Source organism: Kitasatospora sp. NPDC005748 (genome assembly GCF_040630735.1).
In the GTDB taxonomy this organism is placed as follows: Bacteria; Actinomycetota; Actinomycetes; order Streptomycetales; family Streptomycetaceae; genus Kitasatospora.
This window is the reverse complement of record NZ_JBEXYD010000032.1, coordinates 17,908-39,038: the sequence shown is the minus strand read 5'-3', so window position 1 is coordinate 39,038 and position 21,131 is coordinate 17,908. Positions and strand designations below refer to the sequence as shown.

Annotated in this window: 17 protein-coding genes; 12 read left to right on the top strand and 5 right to left on the bottom strand. The window is 72.4% G+C overall.

Going from position 1 to position 21,131, the window contains the following annotated elements; translation table 11 throughout:
* The first annotated feature begins 195 nt into the window (after nt 1–195).
* The 4 genes from secD (at nt 196) to ABZ495_RS22465 (ending at nt 6,224) form a co-directional block, all read left to right on the top strand.
* Nucleotides 196–1,908 (top strand): protein translocase subunit SecD, encoded by a 1,713-nt coding sequence (gene secD / locus ABZ495_RS22480; RefSeq protein WP_359837736.1) that lies wholly within the window; start codon nt 196–198, stop codon nt 1,906–1,908.
* Between the two features lie 4 nt (nt 1,909–1,912).
* Entirely contained in the window at nt 1,913–3,025 is a 1,113-nt protein-coding gene (secF, locus tag ABZ495_RS22475; RefSeq protein ID WP_359808754.1) for a protein translocase subunit SecF, read from the top strand.
* 27 nt (nt 3,026–3,052) lie between these two features.
* Nucleotides 3,053–3,604, top strand: a complete 552-nt coding sequence (locus ABZ495_RS22470) for an adenine phosphoribosyltransferase (RefSeq protein ID WP_329486814.1) — start codon at nt 3,053–3,055, stop codon at nt 3,602–3,604.
* Between the two features lie 187 nt (nt 3,605–3,791).
* Nucleotides 3,792–6,224: a bifunctional (p)ppGpp synthetase/guanosine-3',5'-bis(diphosphate) 3'-pyrophosphohydrolase gene (locus ABZ495_RS22465; RefSeq protein WP_329486813.1), complete on the top strand. Its 2,433-nt coding sequence runs from the start codon at nt 3,792–3,794 to the stop codon at nt 6,222–6,224.
* A 66-nt stretch (nt 6,225–6,290) separates the two neighbouring features.
* Here ABZ495_RS22465 and ABZ495_RS22460 read toward each other — a convergent pair whose 3' ends face one another.
* Together ABZ495_RS22460 and ABZ495_RS22455 are read right to left on the bottom strand one after the other, a co-directional pair.
* Entirely contained in the window at nt 6,291–7,520 is a 1,230-nt protein-coding gene (locus tag ABZ495_RS22460; RefSeq protein WP_329486812.1) for a DUF349 domain-containing protein, read from the bottom strand.
* A gap of 262 nt (nt 7,521–7,782) precedes the next feature.
* Nucleotides 7,783–8,628: a peptidylprolyl isomerase gene (locus tag ABZ495_RS22455; RefSeq protein WP_359808749.1), complete on the bottom strand. Its 846-nt coding sequence runs from the start codon at nt 8,626–8,628 to the stop codon at nt 7,783–7,785.
* 290 nt (nt 8,629–8,918) lie between these two features.
* On the opposite strand from ABZ495_RS22455, the gene ABZ495_RS22450 reads away from it, so the two are divergent.
* The 4 genes from ABZ495_RS22450 (at nt 8,919) to ABZ495_RS22435 (ending at nt 13,301) form a co-directional block, all read left to right on the top strand.
* Entirely contained in the window at nt 8,919–9,626 is a 708-nt protein-coding gene (locus tag ABZ495_RS22450) for an MBL fold metallo-hydrolase (RefSeq protein WP_329486810.1), read from the top strand.
* Nucleotides 9,627–9,637: 11 nt separating this feature from the next.
* Nucleotides 9,638–10,900, top strand: a complete 1,263-nt coding sequence (gene hisS / locus ABZ495_RS22445; protein WP_329486809.1) for a histidine--tRNA ligase — start codon at nt 9,638–9,640, stop codon at nt 10,898–10,900.
* Complete coding sequence (gene aspS / locus ABZ495_RS22440; protein WP_359808745.1) at nt 10,897–12,702, top strand: aspartate--tRNA ligase; 1,806 nt, start codon at nt 10,897–10,899, stop codon at nt 12,700–12,702. Before hisS ends, aspS begins: the two co-directional genes overlap by 4 nt.
* Nucleotides 12,703–12,794: 92 nt before the next feature.
* Nucleotides 12,795–13,301, top strand: a complete 507-nt coding sequence (locus tag ABZ495_RS22435) for an N-acetyltransferase (RefSeq protein ID WP_329486807.1) — start codon at nt 12,795–12,797, stop codon at nt 13,299–13,301.
* 46 nt (nt 13,302–13,347) lie between these two features.
* Here the strand turns inward: ABZ495_RS22435 and ABZ495_RS22430 are convergent, their stop codons facing one another.
* Complete coding sequence (locus tag ABZ495_RS22430) at nt 13,348–14,274, bottom strand: LysR family transcriptional regulator (RefSeq protein ID WP_359837695.1); 927 nt, start codon at nt 14,272–14,274, stop codon at nt 13,348–13,350.
* 207 nt (nt 14,275–14,481) lie between these two features.
* Here ABZ495_RS22430 and ppk2 point away from each other — a divergent pair, with 207 nt between their 5' ends.
* From ppk2 to rpsD, 3 genes are all read left to right on the top strand, one after another.
* The gene (ppk2, locus tag ABZ495_RS22425; protein WP_359808741.1) at nt 14,482–15,321 is read left to right on the top strand and encodes a polyphosphate kinase 2; all 840 of its coding nucleotides are present in this window, start codon (nt 14,482–14,484) and stop codon (nt 15,319–15,321) included.
* 85 nt (nt 15,322–15,406) lie between these two features.
* Nucleotides 15,407–16,756, top strand: coding sequence for a replication-associated recombination protein A (locus ABZ495_RS22420; protein WP_329486804.1), 1,350 nt, complete (start codon nt 15,407–15,409; stop codon nt 16,754–16,756).
* A gap of 317 nt (nt 16,757–17,073) precedes the next feature.
* Nucleotides 17,074–17,688: a 30S ribosomal protein S4 gene (rpsD, locus tag ABZ495_RS22415; RefSeq protein WP_063346792.1), complete on the top strand. Its 615-nt coding sequence runs from the start codon at nt 17,074–17,076 to the stop codon at nt 17,686–17,688.
* Between the two features lie 94 nt (nt 17,689–17,782).
* On the opposite strand, the gene ABZ495_RS22410 is transcribed toward rpsD, so the two are convergent.
* Both ABZ495_RS22410 and ABZ495_RS22405 read right to left on the bottom strand, forming a co-directional pair.
* Nucleotides 17,783–18,106 (bottom strand): tetratricopeptide repeat protein, encoded by a 324-nt coding sequence (locus ABZ495_RS22410; protein WP_329486803.1) that lies wholly within the window; start codon nt 18,104–18,106, stop codon nt 17,783–17,785.
* A gap of 71 nt (nt 18,107–18,177) precedes the next feature.
* Nucleotides 18,178–20,331 (bottom strand): regulator, encoded by a 2,154-nt coding sequence (locus tag ABZ495_RS22405; protein WP_359837692.1) that lies wholly within the window; start codon nt 20,329–20,331, stop codon nt 18,178–18,180.
* 319 nt (nt 20,332–20,650) lie between these two features.
* Here ABZ495_RS22405 and ABZ495_RS22400 point away from each other — a divergent pair, with 319 nt between their 5' ends.
* Nucleotides 20,651–21,127 carry a DUF948 domain-containing protein gene (locus tag ABZ495_RS22400; protein ID WP_329486801.1) on the top strand — a complete coding sequence of 159 codons (477 nt, stop codon included), beginning with the start codon at nt 20,651–20,653 and terminating at the stop codon, nt 21,125–21,127.
* Nucleotides 21,128–21,131 lie beyond the last annotated feature (4 nt).

Below are 21,131 nucleotides of genomic sequence, written 5' to 3'. Positions count from 1 at the left end.
GAGCCCACAGGATCTCAGGGCCGCAGATCCGCCATGCCCCCGTCCGCCACGAGCCGGACGGGGGTCCGGTAGGGGAGGTGGCATGGACAGGGAGAAACGAGCAAGGTGGCAACACCCAAGTCGCGCCCGCGCGACGGTTACCCGGGGCGGGCTCTGGCCCTCATCCTGGTGGTCACCGTCGGACTGGTCGCCCTCATGTTCGGGACGGGCCACACCAAGCCCCGCCTGGGTATCGACCTCGCCGGCGGTACCAGCATCACCTTGAGCGCGAAGTCGACCGACCCCAAGGCGATCAACAAGTCCAACATGGACATCGCCACCGGGATCATCGAGCAGCGGGTCAACGGGATGGGCGTCTCCGAGGCGGAGGTCCAGACCCAGGGCGACCGGAACATCATCGTCAACATCCCCAAGGGTGGTGACAAGCAGAGCGCGGTCGACCAGGTCGGCACCACCGCGCAGCTCTACTTCCGCCCCGTCCTCGCCCTCGCCCCGAGCGGTGTCCAGGCCCCGGCCCCGAGCGCGTCCCCCTCGGCGAGCGGCAGCGCCGCCCCGAGCGCGACCCCCTCGGCCACCGGCTCGCCCGCCGCGTCCGCCGGCGCCCCCAGCGCCAGTGCGACCAAGCAGGGCCGCGCCGTCGGTGAGGCGCTCGCCGCCGACGCCACCCCGACCCCGGCCGCCACCGGCAGCGCGAGCACCGCTCCGAGCGCGCCCGCCGCCGCGACCCCGAGCGCTCCCGCGCCCACCGCACCGGTCAACCCGGACCTCTCCGCCGCGATGACCACGGGCACCGTGCCGCCGGAGCTGGCCGCCGAGTTCGCCGCCATCGACTGCTCCAAGCCCGAGCAGCGCAAGAACCTGCAGAAGTCCGAGGGGCAGCCGACCGTCGCCTGCACCCAGAAGGACGAGCGCGGGATCTTCTACAAGCTCGCCCTCGGCCCGGTCGCGGTGAAGGGCGCCGACGTCTCCAAGGCGCAGGCCACCATCGACACCCAGCAGGGTGCCGGCTGGCAGGTCGCGCTGCAGTTCAACGGCCGGGGCACCGACGCCTTCACCGACGTCACCGGCAAGCTCGCCGCCCAGCCGGACCCGACCAACCAGTTCGCCATCGTGCTGGACGGGCAGGTCGTCTCCCACCCGTACGTGCGCAACGCCATCCCCGGCGGCTCGGCCGTGATCTCCGGCAGCTTCAGCCAGGCGGAGGCGCAGAACCTCGCCAACGTGCTGAGCTTCGGCGCGCTGCCGCTGGAGTTCACCACGGACGACGTCACCACCGTCTCGCCGCAGCTCGGCGGCGACCAGCTGAAGGCGGGCCTGGTCGCCGGCCTCATCGGCATGGTGCTGGTGGTCCTCTACTCGCTGGTCTACTACCGCGGCCTCGGCCTGGTCTCGATCGCGGGTCTGATCGTCTCGGCGATCCTGACCTACTCGATCATGAGCCTGCTCGGCGCGGGGATCGGCTTCGCGCTGAACCTACCGGCCGTCTGCGGCGCGATCGTCGCGATCGGTATCACCGCGGACTCCTTCATCGTCTACTTCGAGCGCATCCGCGACGAGGTCCGCGAGGGCGCCCCGCTGCGCCCGGCGGTCCAGCGGGCCTGGCCGCGCGCCCGGCGCACCATCCTGGTGTCGGACTTCGTGTCCTTCCTCTGTGCCGCGGTGCTCTACCTGGTCTCGGTCGGCAAGGTGCAGGGCTTCGCGTTCACGCTGGGCCTGACCACCGCGCTCGACGTCGTGGTGATCTTCCTGTTCACCAAGCCGCTGATCACCCTGCTGGCCCGCCGGAAGTTCTTCTCCGACGGTCACCCGTGGTCGGGCCTGGACCCGAAGCGCCTGGGCGCCCGCCCGCCGCTGCGCAGCACCCGTCGTCGCAGCTCCTCCTCCTCTGCCGCCGTGAAGGAGGCCTGACACCGTGTCGCGCTTCTCCAATCTGGGTCACCGGCTCTACCAGGGCGAGGTCAGCTTCGACTTCGTCGGCCGCCGCAAGCTCTGGTACAGCATCTCCGGCGTGATCGTGCTGGTCGCCGCCGTCGGCCTGGCCATGGGCCTGAAACTCGGCATCGAGTTCAAGGGCGGCTCGGTCTACACCGTCGCCAAGCCGGGGCTGACCATCTCGCAGACGCAGGACGTGGTGGACAAGATCGTCCACTCGCACCCGCTGGTCCAGTCCGTGGACGACGGCAAGAAGATCCGCATCCAGGTCAGCTCCGAGGACCAGGTCTCCTCGGCGGTCTTCACCGACAAGCTGTCCAAGGAGCTCAGCGTCCCGATCGCGGAGATCGACACCCAGGTGATCGGCCCCAGCTGGGGTGAGCAGATCTCCGACAAGGCCCTCACCGGCCTGATCATCTTCATGGTCCTGGTGACGGTCTACCTGGCGATCGCCTTCGAGTGGCGGATGGCGGTGGCCGCCCTGGTCGCCCTCATCCACGACCTCCTGATCACCATCGGGGTGTACGCCCTGGTGGGCTTCGAGGTCACCCCCGGTACGGTGATCGGCTTCCTGACGATCCTCGGGTACTCGCTCTACGACACGGTCGTCGTCTTCGACACCGTGAAGGAGAACGCGAAGGGGCTCACCAAGCAGAACAAGATCACCTACAGCGAGGCGGCCAACGCGGGCCTCAACCAGACCCTGGTCCGCTCGCTGAACACCACGGTGGTCGCCCTGCTCCCGGTGGCGGCGCTGCTGTTCATCGGTGGCGGCCTCCTGGGCGCCGGCACGCTGAACGACATCTCGCTGGCCCTGTTCATCGGTCTCGCCGCCGGTGCCTACTCCTCGATCTGCGTCGCCACCCCGCTGCTCGCGCAGCTCAAGGAGGAGCAGCCGGAGATGAAGGCGCTGGCCAAGCGGGTCGCCCAGCGGCGGGCCGCGGAGGCCAGGAACGCCGCCGCGGAGGCGCGCGGCGAGGCCCCGGAGGGCGAGGAGATCGCCGACGGCGACCTGCCGGCGGGTATGGTCGGTCAGCGCGGCCGGGCGGCCGGCACCTCGCGTGCCAAGGGCCGTCCGTCCACCAAGCGCTGACGCCCGACCGACCGTGAGGACCCTTCCGTGACCACCGCCGACACCGCCCTGGCCGAGCTGCTGAACAGCCGGATCCGGGACGTTCCGGACTACCCGAAGCCCGGTGTGCTGTTCAAGGACATCGCACCGCTGCTCGCCGACGCCGAGGCCTTCGCGGCCCTCACCCGGGCGCTGGCGGAGCGGGCGACGGCCCTCGGTGCGACCAAGGTGGTGGGCCTGGAGGCGCGCGGCTTCGTCCTGGCGGCCCCGGCGGCCTTCGCGGCCGGCCTCGGCTTCGTGCCGATCCGCAAGGAGGGCAAGCTGCCCGGCGAGGTGTTCCGGCGCTCGTACGAGCTGGAGTACGGCTCGGCGACGCTGGAGGTGCAGTGCGACGCCTTCGCACCCGGTGAGCGGGTGCTGGTGGTGGACGACGTGCTGGCCACCGGCGGGACGATCGGTGCCTCGCTGGACCTGGTCAAGGAGGCCGGCGCCGAGCTGGTGGGCGTCGTGGTGCTGATGGAGCTGGGCTTCCTGGACGGCCGGGAGCGGCTGGCCGGGCACCTGGGCGGCGCGCCGCTGGAGACGCTGGTCACGGTCTGAGGGAAGCGTCCGAGGAACGGACGGAGGGCGGCGGTCGGATCATCCGACCGCCGCCCTCCGCGTGTCCGGGGCCGACCGGCTGAACACGGGAGCGCCGGGCTCGGTACCATGAAGGTTCATCCCCTCCCGGTTGTGCGTGATGGTGCGAGCCGCACGAGGGGCCGGCCCGGTGCCCCGAGGAGTGTCCTTGCCCGACGAGGTTGTGCCCACGGCCGAAGCGGCCGCCCCCGAAAACCGTCCCACGCCCTCGGGGGCCACCCCGGCACGCCCGGCGCCGACCTCCTCCCGCCCGGTGGCTCCCGCGAGCCGTCCGTCCTCCTCCGGGGGCATGCGCGCCCGGCTGGCCCGCCTCGGCGGCCAGCGCTCCAGCGTGCTCAACCCCGTCCTGGAGCCGCTGTTCCGCTCGATCCGGGCCAACGACCCCAAGGCCGACCCGGTCCTGCTGCGGGACATCGAGAAGGCGTACGCCGTCGCGGAGAAGTGGCACCGCGGGCAGAAGCGCAAGAGCGGCGACCCGTACATCACCCACCCGCTGGCGGTGGCGACCATCCTGGCCGAGCTGGGCATGGACGCCGCGACCCTGATGGCCGGCCTGCTGCACGACACCGTCGAGGACACCGACTACGGCCTGGAGACCCTGCGCAAGGACTTCGGCGACTCGGTGGCCCTGCTGGTCGACGGCGTCACCAAGCTGGACCGGGTGAAGTTCGGCGAGGCCGCGCAGGCCGAGACCGTCCGCAAGATGGTCGTCGCGATGGCCAAGGACCCGCGCGTCCTGGTGATCAAGCTCGCGGACCGGCTGCACAACATGCGCACCATGCGCTACCTCAAGCGGGAGAAGCAGGAGAAGAAGGCCCGCGAGACGCTGGAGATCTACGCCCCGCTGGCGCACCGGCTGGGCATGAACACCATCAAGTGGGAGCTGGAGGACCTCGCCTTCGCGATCCTCTACCCCAAGATGTACGACGAGATCGTGCGCCTGGTCGCCGAACGCGCCCCCAAGCGGGACGAGTACCTCGCCACCGTCATCGACCAGGTCCAGGGCGACCTGCGCGGCGCCCGGATCACCGCGTCCGTCACCGGCCGGCCGAAGCACTACTACTCGGTCTACCAGAAGATGATCGTCCGGGGCCGGGACTTCGCCGAGATCTACGACCTGGTGGGCATCCGGGTCCTGGTCGACACCGTCCGCGACTGCTACGCGGCGCTGGGCACCATCCACGCGCGGTGGAACCCGGTGCCGGGGCGGTTCAAGGACTACATCGCGATGCCCAAGTTCAACATGTACCAGTCGCTGCACACCACGGTGATCGGTCCCGGGGGCAAGCCGGTCGAGCTGCAGATCCGCACCTTCGACATGCACCGCCGGGCCGAGTACGGCATCGCCGCGCACTGGAAGTACAAGCAGCGCGCGGTGGCCGGCGCCTCCAAGGTCCGCACCGACACCCCCACCCAGACCCGCAAGGACGACAAGGCCGGCGCCGTCAACGAGATGGCCTGGCTGCGGCAGCTGCTGGACTGGCAGAAGGAGACCGAGGACCCGAGCGAGTTCCTGGAGTCGCTGCGCTTCGACCTCTCCAACAACGAGGTCTTCGTCTTCACGCCCAAGGGCGACGTGATAGCGCTGCCGGCCGGTGCCACCCCGGTGGACTTCGCCTTCGCCGTCCACACCGAGGTCGGGTACCGCTGCATAGGGGCGCGGGTCAACGGGCGGCTGGTGCCGCTGGAGTCGACCCTGGAGAACGGCGACAGCGTCGAGGTCTTCACCTCCAAGGCGGAGAACGCCGGCCCCTCCCGGGACTGGCTTGGCTTCGTCAAGTCCCCGCGCGCCCGCAACAAGATCCGCGCCTGGTTCTCCAAGGAGCGCCGCGAGGAGGCGATCGAGCACGGCAAGGAGGCCATCGCCCGGGCGATGCGCAAGCAGGGCCTGCCGATCCAGCGGATCCTGACCGGCGACTCGCTGGTCACCCTGGCCCACGAGATGCGCTACCCGGACATCTCCTCGCTGTACGCGGCGATCGGCGAGGGCCACGTCGCCGCGCAGAACATCGTGCAGAAGCTGGTGCAGGCGCTCGGCGGCGAGGAGGGTGCCACCGAGGACCTGGCCGAGACGGCCACGCCGACGCACGACAACCGCCGGGCGGTGCGCCGCCGGGCCAAGGGCGATCCGGGCGTCATCGTCAAGGGCGTCGAGGACGTCTGGGTCAAGCTGTCGCGCTGCTGCACCCCGGTGCCGGGCGACCCGATCGTCGGCTTCGTCACCCGCGGCAACGGCGTCTCGGTGCACCGCGCCGACTGCGTCAACGTGGAGGCGCTCAGCCAGCAGCCCGAGCGGATGATCGAGGTCGAGTGGGCGGCCACCCAGTCGTCCGTCTTCCTGGTGGCCATCCAGGTCGAGGCGCTGGACCGCTCCCGGCTGCTCTCGGACGTCACCCGGGTCCTCTCCGACCAGCACGTCAACATCCTGTCGGCGGCGGTGCAGACCTCCCGCGACCGGGTGGCGATGAGCCGCTTCACCTTCGAGATGGGCGACCCGAAGCACCTCGGCCACGTCCTGAAGGCGGTCCGCGGCGTGGAGGGCGTCTACGACGTCTACCGGGTCACCTCGGCCCGCAAGTAGCGGGTACGGCGAAGGGCCCCACCGCCTCGGCGGTGGGGCCCTTCGTCAGGTCCGGAGGGCGGCGGATCAGCCGCTGAACTCCTCCTGGCTGCGGTGCGCCTGCTCCAGCAGGGTCTGCACACCCGCCAGCTCGGACTCCAGCTTGGCGACCTTGCTCGCGTTGCCGGCGGCACGGGCCTTGTCCAGGTCGGCCTGGATCTTCTCGGCCTTGGCCTCGAAGAGGCCGACCATGCCGGCGGCGCGGGCCTTGGCCTCCGGGTTCGAGCGCTTCCACTCGCTGTCCTCGGCCTCGCGGATCGCCCGCTCGACGGTGTTCAGCCGGGCGTCCAGCTTCGGGCGGGCGTCGCGCGGCACGTGCCCGATCGCCTCCCAGCGCTCGTTGACGTCCCGCAGGGCGGCCTTGGCGGCCTTCAGGTCGGTGATCGGCAGGATCGCCTCGGCCTCGGCCGCCAGCGCCTCCTTGAGCTTCTGGTTGCCGACCTGCTCGGCGTCGCGCTCGCTGAACACCGCGGACCGGGCCTGGAAGAAGACGTCCTGGGCGCCGCGGAAACGCGCCCACAGCTCGTCCTCGATGTCCCGCTGGGCGCGCCCGGCGGCCTTCCAGCGCGCCATCAGGTCGCGGTAGCTGGCCGCGGTCTCGCCCCACTCGGTGGAGGAGGAGAGCGCCTCGGCCTCGCTGACCAGCCGCTCCTTGGTGGCCCGGGCCTGGTCGCGCTCGGCGTCAAGGGTCGCGAAGTGGGCCTTGCGGTGCTTCGAGAAGACCGAGCGGGCGTGCGAGAACCGGTGCCACAGCTCGTCGTCGCTCTTGCGGTCCAGCCGGGGCAGGCCCTTCCAGGTGTCCACCAGCGCGCGCAGCCGGTCCCCGGCCTCCCGCCACTGGGTGGACTCGGCGAGCCGCTCGGCCTCGGCGACCAGCTCCTCCTTGGCCGTACGGGTCTCGTCCTGGGCCTTGGCGCGGGCCGCCTTGCGCTCCTCGCGGCGGCTCTCGATGTCACCGGCGAGCGTGTCCAGCCGCTTGGCCAGCGCGTCCAGGTCGCCGACCGCGTGCCCCTCGGTCACCTGCGCGCGCAGGTGGTCCAGCGCGGTCTGGGCGTCCTTGGCGGCTAGGTCGGTGGTGCGCACCCGCTTCTCCAGCAGGCCGATCTCCACCTCGATGCCCTGGTACTTGCGCTCGAAGTAGGCGAGAGCCTCCTCGGGCGAGCCGGCCTGCCAGGAACCCACGACGCGTTCGCCGTCGGCCGTCCTGACGTAGACCGTGCCCTGCTCGTCGACACGGCCCCACGGGTCGCTGCTCATAGCGCGTCCTCCACATGACGTCGCGCCCGCGCCGGAGCGGGACGCGTACGTCGTCCACAGTTGATGTGCGGCGGACCGATGGGCCCGCCGTCCCGTCCGCCGTGCTTTGCTGCCGAGGGTGACGGCCGGCGGGTCTGGGCACCCTACACAACGCCAACATAGGCGACCAGGACCGGTGCTGTCCGCATCCGGGCCGGGCGATTTCGGGCCGGGACCGCGCCGGAGCGCCGCGCTGGCGTCCGCGGGGCGGTCCCGGTGCCGGTCAACCCTTCGCGGCGGTCACCGAGTTGAGGGTGACGTCGGCCATCGGGTGACCGTCCGTCCCGCCCTCCAGGGTGCCCGCGGCGGCGATCTTCTGAAGCACGTCCAGACCGCCGGTGATCTTGCCGAACGGGGTGTAGTTCGGGCCGAGCTGGGTGTCCTTGTAGACCAGGAAGAACTGGCTCCCGTTGGTGCCCGGGCCGGAGTTGGCCATCGCCAGGGTGCCCGCCGGGTACGTCGCGCCGGTCAGGTTCTCGTCGGCGAACTTGTAGCCGGGACCGCCGGTGCCGCCCGGGTTGGTCGCGCTGGCGGTCGGGTCGCCGCACTGCAGCACGAAGATGCCGCCGGTGGTCAGCCGGTGGCACTTGGTGTGGTCGAAGTACTGCTCGCCGGCCAGGAAGGCGAAGGAGTTCACCGTGTGCGGCGCCTTGGCCGCGTCCAGCGAGAGCGTCACCTTGCCGCAGTTGGTGTCCAGCGTCGCCGTGTACTTGCCGGCGGCGTCGACGCTCATGGCCGGCTCGGCCTTCCACTGCTTGCCGTTCGGCGCGCCCGGCGCCGGGTCGGCGCAGCCCTCGACCGGCGTGCGGGTCGGGGTGGTGGGCTCGTCGGTGGCGGTCGGCGCGCTCGGCGCGGTCGGCGGCGCCGCCGCGGTGTCCTTCTTGTCGTCCGAGGTGAAGGCACCCGTGCCCACCAGGACACCGCCGCCCGCCAGCACCACCACGGCGAGCGCGCTGCCGAGGATCGTGTTGCGACGCCGGCGCGCGGCGTGCATCTCGGCCCGGCGCTGCGCCTGGCGCTCGTACTTCTCGCGGGCGAGCTGCCGCCGCCGCTGTTCGCTGCTGACCACCGGCCGTGTCTCCTACATGGGTGCTGTCGTACTGGGGGCTGTCCGGCCCCTCCGGCCCGGGGGCGAGGAGGGATCGTGTGCGGATGCTGGAGCGGATCATCGCATCCATCGGCGGCCAAGTGTAGGGACCGCGGCTGTAAGAACCCGGTGAACCCGTCGGGACGGAGTGAACCTGTCCCGCCTATCTGGTTCGCAACCGGACCCGGAGCGCCGGTAGGCTTCCGTTACATCTCATCGTGTAGCCGCATCCCGCAGCCGCCACGGCCGACCCGAATCACGAAGGACGCGCGTTGTTCATCGCCGGATTCCCCGCTGGAGCCTGGGGCACCAACTGCTACCTGGTCGCACCGGCCGCCGGCGAGGAGTGCGTCATCGTGGACCCGGGCCACCAGGCCGCCCGCGGCGTGGAGGAGCTGGTCCGCGAGCACCGGCTGAAGCCGGTCGCGGTGGTCCTCACCCACGGCCACATCGACCACGTCGCCTCGGTGGTCCCGGTCTGCGGCGCGCGCGGCGTCCCGGCCTGGATCCACCCCGAGGACCGCTACATGATGGCCGACCCGGAGAAGGCGCTCGGCCGCTCGCTCGGCACCCAGCTGATGGGCGAGCTCACCGTCGGCGAGCCCGACGACGTGCGCGAGCTCACCGACGGCAGCGTGCTGGAGCTGGCCGGCCTGAAGCTCACCGTCGACCACGCGCCCGGCCATACCAAGGGGTCGGTGACGTTCCGGACGCCCGGCGCCGAGGACCTCCCCCCGGTGCTGTTCTCGGGCGACCTGCTCTTCGCCGGCTCCATCGGGCGCACGGACCTCCCGGGCGGGGACGGCGACGCGATCCTGCGGTCGCTGGCCCGGGTGTGCCTGCCCCTCGACGACGCGACCGTGGTCCTCTCCGGCCACGGCGGACAGACCACCATCGGCCGCGAGCGCGCCACCAACCCCTACCTCCGACAGGCGGCGGGAGCGCTCGGCGCTCCGGCCTTCCCGCGACGAGGAATGTGACGGAAGAGAAGTTGAGCACCTTCACTGCCCCCAAGGGCACCTACGACCTGCTGCCCCCCAGCTCCGCGACCTTCCTGGCGATCCGCGAGCGGATCGCCGCGCCGGCCCGCCGGGCCGGCTACGGCTACATCGAGACCCCGGTCTTCGAGGACGTGAAGCTCTTCTCCCGCGGCGTCGGCGAGTCCACCGACATCGTCAGCAAGGAGATGTACAACCTCACCACCAAGGGCGGCGACGAGCTCGCGCTGCGCCCCGAGGGCACCGCCTCGGTGCTGCGCGCCGCGCTCCAGGCCAACCTGCACAAGCAGGGCAACCTGCCGGTCAAGCTCTGGTACTCCGGCTCCTACTACCGCTACGAGCGGGCGCAGAAGGGCCGCTACCGCCAGTTCTCGCAGGTCGGCGCCGAGGCGATCGGCGCCGAGGACCCGGCGCTGGACGCCGAGCTGATCATCCTGGCCGACGACGCCTTCCGCTCGCTGGGCCTGCGCGACTACTCGCTGCTGCTCAACAGCCTCGGCGACAAGCAGTGCCGCCCGGTCTACCGGGCCGCGCTGGTGGAGTTCCTGGCCGGCCTCGACCTGGACGACGACACCCGCCGCCGGGCCGAGATCAACCCGCTGCGCGTGCTGGACGACAAGCGCGAGTCGGTGCAGGCCCAGCTCGGCGGCGCGCCGATGCTGCGCGACTTCCTCTGCGAGGAGTGCAAGGCCTACGACGAGAAGGTCCGCGAGCTGCTGACCGCCAACGGGGTGGCCTTCACCGACGACCCCAAGCTGGTCCGCGGCCTGGACTACTACACCCGTACCACCTTCGAGTTCGTCCACAACGGCCTCGGCGCGCAGTCCGCGATCGGTGGCGGCGGCCGCTACGACGGGCTCTCCGAGATGATCGGCGGCCCCGCGCTGCCGTCCGTCGGCTGGGCCCTCGGGGTGGACCGCAGCTACCTGGCGATGGAGGCCGAGGGCGTCGTCCTCGACCTGCCGGCCGCCACCTCCGTCTACGCCGTCGCGCTCAGCGACCAGGCCAAGAACGTCCTCTTCGCCAAGGTGGTCGAACTGCGCCGCGCGGGCGTCGCCACCGACCTCGCCTTCGGCGTCAAGGGCATCAAGAACGCGATGAAGTCCGCGGACCGTTCCGGCGCCCGCTTCGCCGTGCTCGCCGGTGACCGGGACCTCGCCGACGGCGTCGTCCAGCTCAAGGACATGACCACCGGCGAGCAGAACCCCGTCGCCCTCGACGCTCTCGTCACCACCCTGAAGGAGAAGCAGCTGTGATCCGCACGCACGACGCGGGCACGCTCCGCCCGGAGCACGCAGGCACCACCGTCACCCTGGCCGGCTGGGTCGCCCGCCGCCGAGACCACGGCGGCGTGGCCTTCATCGACCTGCGGGACGCCTCCGGCACCGTGCAGATCGTGGTCCGCGACCTCGACTCGGTGCACGGCCTGCGTGCCGAGTACTGCGTCAAGGTCGTCGGCGACGTCCGCGTGCGGCCCGAGGGCAACGAGAACCCGGACATCCCGACCGGCGCCGTCGAGGTCGTGGTCAGCGAGATCGAGGTGCTCTCCGAGGCCGCCCCGCTGCCCTTCCCGGTCGCCGAGTACGAGCCCGGTACGGTCAACGAGGAGGTCCGCCTCCGCTACCGCTACCTGGACCTGCGCCGCGAGGGCCCGGCCAAGGGCCTGCGCCTGCGCTCCAAGGTCAGCAACATCATCCGCCGGGTGATGGAGGAGAACGACTACCTCGACATCGAGACGCCGTACCTCACCCGCTCCACCCCCGAGGGCGCCCGCGACTTCCTCGTCCCGGTCCGCCTGCAGCCCGGCCACTGGTACGCGCTGCCGCAGTCGCCCCAGCTGTTCAAGCAGCTGCTGATGGTGGCCGGCATGGAGCGGTACTACCAGATCGCGCGCTGCTTCCGCGACGAGGACTTCCGCGCCGACCGCCAGCCGGAGTTCACCCAGCTGGACATCGAGGCCTCCTTCGTCGACCAGGAGGACATCCTGGCCCTCGGCGAGAAGATCATCGGTGCGATCTGGCGCGACGTGCACGGGTACGAGATCCCCAACCCGCTGCCCCGGATGAGCTACGCGGACGCGATGGGCCGCTACGGCTCGGACAAGCCGGACGTCCGCTTCGGTCAGGAGCTCACGGACCTCACCGAGTACTTCAAGGGCACCTCGTTCCGCGTGTTCCAGGCCCCGTACGTCGGCGCCGTGGTCATGCCAGGCGGTGCCTCGCAGCCGCGCAAGCAGCTCGACGCCTGGCAGGACTGGGCCAAGGCGCGCGGCGCCCGGGGCCTCGCCTACGTGCTGATCGACGCCGAGACCGGCGAGCTGCGCGGCCCGGTCGCCAAGAACCTCTCCGAGGAGCACCTGGCCGGCCTGGCCGCCGCCGCCGGGGCCAAGAACGGTGACGCGATCTTCTTCGCGGCCGGCAAGGAGCGCCCCTCGCAGGAGCTGCTCGGCGCCGCCCGCCTGGAGATCGGCCGCCGCTGCGAGCTGATCGACGAGTCCCGCTGGGCCTTCCTCTGGGTCGTCGACTTCCCGATGTTCGAGCCGATCGAGGACGACAAGGGCGAGTTCCAGGGCTGGCACGCGGTGCACCACCCGTTCACCGCCCCGACCGCCGAGTCGCTCGCCACCTTCGACACCGACCCGGGTTCGGCGCTCTCCAACGCCTACGACCTGGTCCTCAACGGCTCGGAGCTGGGCGGCGGTTCGATCCGTATCCACCAGCGGGACGTGCAGAAGCGGGCGTTCGACGCGATCGGCCTCTCCGAGGAGGAGGCGGCCTCGCAGTTCGGCTTCCTGCTGGACGCCTTCAACTACGGCCCGCCGCCGCACGGCGGTGTCGCCTTCGGCCTGGACCGCGTCGTCACGCTGCTGGGCGGGTACGACACCATCCGCGACGTCATCGCGTTCCCGAAGACGTCCACCGGTGGTGACCCGCTGACCGGTGCCCCGACCCCGATCACCCCGGCGCAGCGTCGCGAGGCCGGCGTCGACGCCCAGCCGAAGGTCCGCGAGGACGCCAAGTCCTCCGAGGTCAAGCCCGAGGCCCAGCCCCGGGCCTGACGCCCAATCGGCTAATCTTTCACGGCCCCGGACGGCGCACCCGCCGTCCGGGGCCGGTCCACAACGGTGTGCGACGGAGAGAGGCTCCCCCCATGAAGGTCACCACCAGAATCGAGTGTCCCGAGGACGCACCCGCCACCAGACGGGTCCACATGGCGGCCTTCCCCGGCCCCGACGAGGCCGATCTGGTGGACGCGCTGCGCCGCGACCCCGCCTGGCTGCCCGAGCTGTCCGTGGTGGCGGTGGACGAGGCCGGGCTGGTGGTGGGCCACGCGCTGCTCACCCGGCTGGCGGTCGGCGATGGCCGGGGCCTGGCGCTCGCGCCCGTCGCGGTCGCCCCGGAGTGGCAGCGCAAGGGCGTCGGCGAGCTGGTCGTCCGGGCCGCGCTGACGGCCGCGGAGGAGGCGGCGGAGAAGCTCGTCGTCGTCCTCGGCGATCCGGACTACTACGGTAGGTTCGGCTTCGCGCCGGCGGGTCGGCACGAGGTCACCGGCCCGTTCGAGGTGCCGGAGGCCTACTTCCAGACCCTCGCCCTGCCGGCCTACGACGGCGGTCCGCGCGGGCTCTGCCGCTACCCGGAGCCCTTCGAGGCGGTCTGACCCGGTCCGGCCCGCCCCCGTACGCGCCGGACCGGCTTCGTCCGGCTCACTCCGCCTGGCCCGGGACCGCCGGGCCGGCCGAGAACCCGACCGTGGCCCGGCAGCTGCGCACGAACGCGGCCATGGCGGGCGTCAGTTCGCGGCCCATCGGCCAGTAGAGCCCGACCAGGCTCGGGCTGAGCCCCCGCACCGGCCGGTACGCGATGTCCTCCCGCGCCGCCAGCCTGCTCATCGCCTCCGGGGCGAAGCCGACGCCCTGACCGCACACCACCGCGGCCAGCCACTCGTCGGAGTTGTGCGCCACCGCGCCGATCCGCACCGGCCGCCCGCGCCGTTCCGGGACCGCCAGCCAGTAGTCGCGCCAGTGCCCGGCCTCCAGCGGGATCGCGACGAAGGGCTCGTCCAGCAGGTCCTCGAACCGGATCACCTGGTGGCCCGCCAACCGGTGCCCGGCCGGCAGCGCCACACAGCGCGGCTCCTCGCCCAGCACCGCGACGTTGTACTGCTCGGAGAGCGACGGCGGGGCGTGCCAGAGCGTCAGGTCGATCTCCCCGGTGGCGAGCCCCGAGGTCGGGTCGAACCAGTTGTTCTGCCGCAGCTCGACCTGCCAGCCGGGCATCCGCCGGGTGAAGTCCGTCACCGTGCTGCGGGTCATCAGGTTGATGCTGCCGCCCTCGAAGCCCACCCGCAGCGTCGAGCCCTGCTCGGCTGCCGCCGCCCGGGTGGCGCGCAGCGCGTCGTCCCAGCCGGCCAGCACCGGCCCGGTGCGCTCGGCCAGGGCCCGGCCGGCGTGGGTGGGCGCCATGCCCCGGCGCGAGCGCTCGAACAGCTCCACCCCGAGCAGCGCCTCCAGCTGGCGGATCTGCTTGGTGAGGGTCGGCTGCGAGACGAACAGCCGGGCCGCGGCGGCCGTCAGCTGGCCCTCCTCGCAGACCGCGGCGAAGCTCCGCAGCAGTCGGGTGTCCACATCCATGCCCCAAGGTTATGGAACGGGATATTGGACCGGCCCGGCAGGTCTGCGACAGGGTTGATCACTCGGCCCTCGCGGGCCGGCCACGGGGGAGTCCGGCAGCGGCGGTTCAGGGGGCCGCCGCTGCCGGGCCGGCGCCCCGGCCTGCGGGAACCCGGGGTTGCGCCTACGGTGAGTGCTCATCAGCCTTTGCCGAACGGAGGCACCCAGGTGGCAGCCAAGGCCGAGCACGATCCCGGTACCGGCCCGGAGCACCGGCGGGAGCGGCTCGCGAAGAAGCCGTACGAGCGGGAGCTGCTGAGGCTCCAGAACGAGCTGGTGAAGCTCCAGGAGTGGGTGCGGGCCGAGGGCGCCCGGCTGGTGGTCGTCTTCGAGGGGCGCGACGCGGCCGGCAAGGGCGGCGCGATCAAGCGGGTGACGGAGTACCTGAACCCGCGCATCGCCCGGGTGGCGGCGCTGCCCACGCCTACCGAGCGCCAGCGGACCCAGTGGTACTTCCAGCGCTACGTCGAGCAGTTGCCGGCCGCGGGGGAGATCGTGCTGTTCGACCGCAGCTGGTACAACCGGGCCGGGGTCGAGCGGGTGATGGGCTTCTGCACGGACGAGCAGTACTGGCAGTTCCTGCACCAGTGCCCGATGTTCGAGCGGATGCTGATCGAGTCGGGCACCCTGCTGCGCAAGTACTGGTTCTCGGTCAGCGACACCGAGCAGCAGCGGCGGTTCCGGGACCGGCTGGAGGACCCGATGCGGCGGTGGAAGCTCTCGCCGATGGACGTCGAGTCGGTCAGCCGCTGGGAGGACTACTCGCGGGCCAAGGACGAGATGTTCGTCTACACCGACATCCCGGACTCGCCGTGGAACGTGGTGGAGAGCGACGACAAGCGGCGGGCCCGGATCAACATGATCGCCCACCTGCTCTCGACCGTCCCGTACCACGAGGTGGCCCCGCGGCGGATCGAGCTGCCGGCCCGCCCGGAGTCGCGCGGCTACCAGCGGCCGCCGCGGGACCTGCAGAAGTACGTACCGGACCACTCGGCGCGGATCGGGTAGGCCCGGCCGCCCGAGAGCTCCGCGGACCCGGCCGGGGGCGCGGCGGCCGGGCCGGGGTGTCGGTCGGCTCGCATAGGCTTCCGGTGTGGACGAACCGGACCTCTTCACCGCCGCCGCCGAGGAACGCCAGGCCAAGGAGCCCGGCCGGGCCCCGCTGGCCGTGCGGATGCGCCCGCGCACCCTGGACGAGGTCGCCGGGCAGCGGCAGCTGCTGAAGGCGGGCTCGCCGCTGCGCCGGCTGGTCTCGGGCTCGCGCGGCCCGGCGGCGACCAGTTCGGTGATCCTCTGGGGGCCGCCCGGTACCGGCAAGACCACCCTGGCGCACGTGATCAGCCAGTCCGTCGAGGGCCGCTTCGTGGAGCTGTCCGCGATCACCGCGGGCGTCAAGGAGGTCCGCGCGGTGATCGACGGCGCCCGCCGGGCGGTCGGCATGAACGGCAGGGAGACGGTGCTCTTCCTGGACGAGATCCACCGCTTCTCCAAGGCCCAGCAGGACTCGCTGCTGCCCGCCGTGGAGAACCGCTGGGTCACCCTGATCGCGGCCACCACCGAGAACCCGTACTTCTCGGTGATCTCCCCGCTGCTGTCGCGCTCGCTGCTGCTCACGCTGGAGTCGCTGACGGACGAGGACATCCGCGCCCTGCTGCACCGCGCGGTGGCCGACGAGCGCGGTCTGGAGGGCGCGCTGGAGCTCACCCCGGAGGCCGAGGACCACCTGGTCCGGCTGGCCGGCGGGGACGCCCGGCGGGCGCTCACCACGCTGGAGGCGGCCGCCGGGGCGGCGCTGGAGAAGGGCGAGGCGAGCATCACGCTGGCCACCACCGAGACGGCCGTGAACCAGGCCGCGGTGCGCTACGACAAGGACGGCGACCAGCACTACGACGTGGCCAGCGCGCTGATCAAGTCGATCCGGGGCAGTGACGTGGACGCCACCCTGCACTACCTGGCCCGGATGATCGAGGCCGGGGAGGACCCGCGGTTCATCGCCCGGCGGCTGATGATCTCGGCCAGCGAGGACGTCGGCCTGGCCGACCCGACGGCGCTGGCCACGGCGGTCGCGGCGGCCCAGGCGGTGGCGCTGATCGGCTTCCCGGAGGCGCGGATCATCCTCTCCCAGGCGGCGATCGCGCTGGCGCTGGCGCCCAAGTCCAACGCCGCCTACCTGGCGATCGACGCGGCGCTGGCGGACGTCCGGCAGGGCCTGGCGGGCGCGGTGCCGCCGCACCTGCGGGACGCGCACTACGGCGGCGCGGGCAAGCTCGGGCACGGCCAGGGCTACCAGTACCCGCACGATCTGCCGGAGGGCATCGCGGCGCAGCAGTACGCGCCGGACGCCGTGCACGGCAAGGCGTACTACCGGCCGACCCGGCACGGCGGGGAGGCCCGGTACGCGGACATCGTGGAGTGGACCAGGGGTCGGCTCAAGGGCGAGTGATCGGCGGGTATACTCGTCCGGAGTGCCGTGTCCCGGGCGCGGCGGCAGGGGAGACCCTGACCGACCGGCCGCACCAGCGGGGCAATGGCCGTGGTCTCCTCCGGGAGGCCCCAGGAGCGTCGCGCACCGTTTCGGTGTCGCGTGCAGCCCACCAACCCAGGTTCGGTGGGCTACTCGTGTGCTTGCACATCCGTGCCCGGTCGTGGAGAGCGGCTGATCGCACTGCCCCCGGGCGGTGCGGTTGTCTCCGGACCGCGAGGAGCGACCTCCGTCAACACCTGGTGAAGCCGTATTCGTAAGCAAGGAAGGTTTGGTTCATGGCGAACCAGAAGCGTCCCAAGGTCAAGATCGCGCGTGCGCTCGGCGTGCCGCTGACCCCGAAGTCCGTCAAGTACTTCGAGGCCCGCCCGTACCCGCCCGGCCAGCACGGCCGTGGCCGCAAGCAGAACTCGGACTACAAGGTCCGTCTGCTCGAGAAGCAGCGTCTGCGCGCCCAGTACGACCTGAGCGAGAAGCAGATGGCGCGCGCGTTCGACCGCGCGAAGAAGGCCGAGGGCAAGACCGGTGAGGCGCTCGTCGCCGAGCTGGAGACCCGTCTGGACTCCCTGGTGCTGCGTTCGGGCATTGCCCGCACCATCTACCAGGCCCGCCAGATGGTCGTCCACGGTCACATCGAGGTCAACGGCGGCAAGGTCAACAAGCCGTCGTACCAGATGAAGCCGGGCTTCGTCGTGACCGTTCGCGAGCGCAGCAAGGAGAAGGTCCCGTTCCAGGTCGCCCGTGAGGGTGGCTACGCGGGCGAGGGCCAGACCCCGAAGTACCTCGAGGTCAACCTGAAGGCCCTGGCCTTCCGCCTGGACCGCGCGCCGCAGCGCAAGGAGGTCCCGGTGATCTGCGACGAGCAGCTCGTCGTCGAGTACTACTCGCGCTGACCCGCGAGCGGTACGCCTGCCGTACCCAGCGAGCCCCCGTCGCCTTTCGAGGCGGCGGGGGCTCGTCCCGTTCCCGGGTGCTCCCGGGTTGTGCTCAGTCGTCCTCGCCGGTCATCGCGGCGGCCAGCCGCAGGTGCGGGCGGGCCTCCTCGGCGCGGCCCTGGCGCTCCAGGGTCCGGCCCAGCATCAGCCGGGCGTAGTCCTCGGCCGGGTGGGCGTCCAGGATCCGGCGCAGCTCGGCCTCGGCGCGGGAGAGCTGGGCCGAGTGGAAGTAGCTGCGGGCCAGCAGCAGCCGGACCGACAGGTTGGCCGGCTCCTCGGCGAGGACGCCCTCCAGCATGCGGGCGGCGTCGGTGTACGCCTTGGAGTCGAAGTAGAACGTCGCGAGGCGGTACTCGTCGGCGGTGTTGGTGGCCACGATTGCTCCTTCCGGGCGTCCGCCCGGCGGGGGTGCCGGGAGGTGCCGACCGGTGTAGCAATGGACAAGATTCAACTATTCCTGGCCGGTGAGGGGTGCGGCGCCGGCGGCACCGGGAAGGGGCCCGGCAGCCGGCCCGGACCGCCCGCGCGGCCGTCGCCGCCGAGCGCCCGGTGGACGGCGGCGTCGAGGTCCAGCCGGGCACCGCGGTCGAAGCACTCGGTGAACTCCTGCTCGGTCAGCCCGGCCCTGGCCCGCTCCTCGCAGTGCCGGTGGGGGCCGTTGAAGGTGCGCGAGCCGAAGAACGGCTTGCCCACCGCCTGCCAGATCCGGTGCGCGGCGCCCTGCAGCACCCGGGCCTCGCGCAGGTCGCCCGGCCGGCCGGGCCCGGTGGGCTCGGTCTCCAGCAGCGCCAGCAGGTCGATCGCCAGCACGATGCCCAGCAGGTCGTGGAAGAGGTGGTTGAGCCGGACGCTCTCGCGGGCCCGCGCCCGGGCCAGCCGGACCTCGCCGTCCAGCCAGTGCGAGTACCCGAGCGCGTAGAGCCCGTAGGCGTACGCCCACTGCTCGCCGTGCTCCTCGCAGAGCTCGCGGACCTCGCCGAGCCAGAACTCGCCGCTGTCCTGGTCGCCCTGGAACAGGTAGGCGATACCCAGCTCGAACATGGCCATCAGGACGTTGCTGTTGAGCTCGCCGATCGTCCGGTAGTGCCAGAGCGCCTCCTCGAAGAGCTCGGCGGCACGGGCCGGCTCGTCCCCGATCAGCGCGGCGCAGCCCTGCCGGTGGACGGCGTAGGCGAGCGCCCGGTCGTCGCCGGTGTCCAGCGCCTGGCGGCGGCACTCCTCCAGGGCCGGGCGGGCGGTGAGCAGGTCGCCCTGGAGGGTCGCCATGTACCCGGTGACCCAGAGCGCCTTGGCGCGGGCCTCGGTCGGCTCCGGGTCGAGGGCGAGCGCGCGGTCCAGCCAGTGCCGGCCCTCGCCGAGGTGGCCGCAGCCGACCCAGTAGAACCAGAGCGTGCTCGCCAGCAGCAGGGCGAGCTGCTCCTCGCCCGGTTCGGCCAGGCAGAACTCCAGCGCCGCGCGCAGGTTGGGGTGGGCGAGCTCGGTGCGCTCGGCGGTCTCCGCCTGCCGGGGGCCGAACCACTCGACCTCGCCCCAGGTGGCCACGCCCAGGTACCAGTCCCGGTGGCGGCGCCGCAGCCGCTGCTCCTCACCGGTCGAGCGCAGCCACCGCAGGCCGTACTCGCGCAGGGTGTCCAGCAGTCCGAATCTGACGCCGCCCCCCTCCCCGGCCGGCCGGCCGGGGGCCGACACCCGGAGCAGCACCGACTTGTTGATCAGCTCGGACACCAGGTCGAGCAGGTCCTCCGGTTCGATGCCGTCGCCGGCGCAGACGTACTCGGCGGCCTCCAGGTCGAAGCTCCCCGCGAAGACCGAGAGCCGGGCCCAGAGCAAACGTTCCTGCGGCGTGCAGAGTTCGTGACTCCACCCGATGGTCGTGCGAAGCGTCTGGTGGCGCGGCAGCGCCGTCCGGGCGCCGCCGGTGAGCAGGCGGAACCGGTCGCCCAGCCGGGCGTCGATCTGCGCGACCGAGAGCGACCGCAGCCGGCCGGCCGCCAGCTCGACGGCCAGCGGGATGCCGTCCAGCCGGCGGCAGAGCTGGGCGATCCCCTCGGCGGAGGCCGCGGTGATCTCGAAGGAGGGCAGCACCGCCCGGGCCCGGTCGGCGAACAGCCGCACCGCGTCCGGCAGTACGCCGGGGCCGACCGGGCCCACCGGCAGCGGCGCCAGGACGAGCAGGTGCTCGCCCGGGGCGCGCAGCGCCGCCCGGCTGGTGGCCAGCACCCGCAGGCCGGGCAGCGCCCGCAGCAGGGCGTCGGCCAGCTCCGCGCAGGCGTCCACCAGGTGCTCGCAGCCGTCCAGCACGATCAGCGTCCGGCGCCCGGCGAGCTGCTCGGTCAGCACGTCCAGCGGCGGCCGGGGGGTGCCGTCGGTCAGCCGCAGCGCCTCCAGCACGGCGTGGCCGAGCAGCAGCGGGTCCTGCACGGGAGCGACCTCGACCAGCCAGGTGCCGTCCGGGAAGGCGCCGGCCGCCCGGGCCGCCGCGCGCAGGGCCAGCCGGCTCTTGCCCACGCCACCCGGGCCGGTCACCGTGACCAGCCGCGCGGCGGCCAGCAGCCGGGCCAGCTCGGTCAGCTCCCGCTGCCGGCCGACGAAGCTGGTCACCTCGGCCGGGAGCCGGCCGGGCGCCGGCTCCCGCCGCGCCGCCCCCGCTCCGGGCCGTGCTGTCGGGTCCGCGGCCAAGCGCTGCTCCCGTCTCCGGGCCCGGACCGTCGCGGTTCGGGCGTGCCCGCGGGCCGCCCCGGCGACGGCCCGTCCGGCAGAACGAGGTGACCGGCCGGTAGGTTACGCGCGCGGCTCGTACCCCGGACCGGATCCACGGGGGCGGGGCCCGGGGACGCCCCGGCCGATATCCGGTCCGGAAACCGGCCGTGGTCGCGATAGGGTCTCCTTCGGAGAACAGCAAGGCGAGGGAGCGCACAAGGTGTCCGTGGGAGAGCTGGCCGGCTTGCTCGTCGCCGTGTTCTGGGCGGTCCTGGTCACCCTGCTCGCCGTCGTGCTGGTGCACCTCTCGCGGGTGCTCAAGGAGGCCGCCGTCCTGGTCTCCGCCGTGACCGAGCAGGCCGTGCCGCTGCTGACCGAGGCCGGAGCCGCCGTGCGCAGCGCCAACGAGCAGCTGGAGCGGGTGGACGAGATCACCGCCAACGTCCAGGACGCCGCCGCCAACGCCCAGGCGCTCTCCTCCACCGTCGCGGCCACCCTGGGCGGGCCGCTGGTCAAGGTCGCGGCCTTCAGCTACGGCGTCCGCAAGGCCGTCGCCAAGCAGAACGGCACCGTGACGCTGCCCACCCAGCCGAGCGAGCGCGAGGAGCTGGCCCGGCTGATCCGGGCCGAGGTGCGCGCCGCGACGACGGCCAAGAGCGGCCTGCTCGCCCGGGTCCGGCGCGCGGTGAGGGGCTGACGGC

Excerpts from the sequence above, each read along its gene's own strand:
- secD (WP_359837736.1), top strand. The coding sequence starts at position 196 with ATGTTCGGGACGGGCCACACCAAGCCCCGCCTGGGTATCGACCTCGCC.
- ABZ495_RS22430 (WP_359837695.1), bottom strand. The coding sequence starts at position 14,274 with ATGGATGTGGACACCCGACTGCTGCGGAGCTTCGCCGCGGTCTGCGAG.
- ABZ495_RS22460 (WP_329486812.1), bottom strand. The coding sequence starts at position 7,520 with ATGAGCAGCGACCCGTGGGGCCGTGTCGACGAGCAGGGCACGGTCTAC.
- ABZ495_RS22435 (WP_329486807.1), top strand. The coding sequence starts at position 12,795 with ATGAAGGTCACCACCAGAATCGAGTGTCCCGAGGACGCACCCGCCACC.
- rpsD (WP_063346792.1), top strand. The coding sequence starts at position 17,074 with ATGGCGAACCAGAAGCGTCCCAAGGTCAAGATCGCGCGTGCGCTCGGC.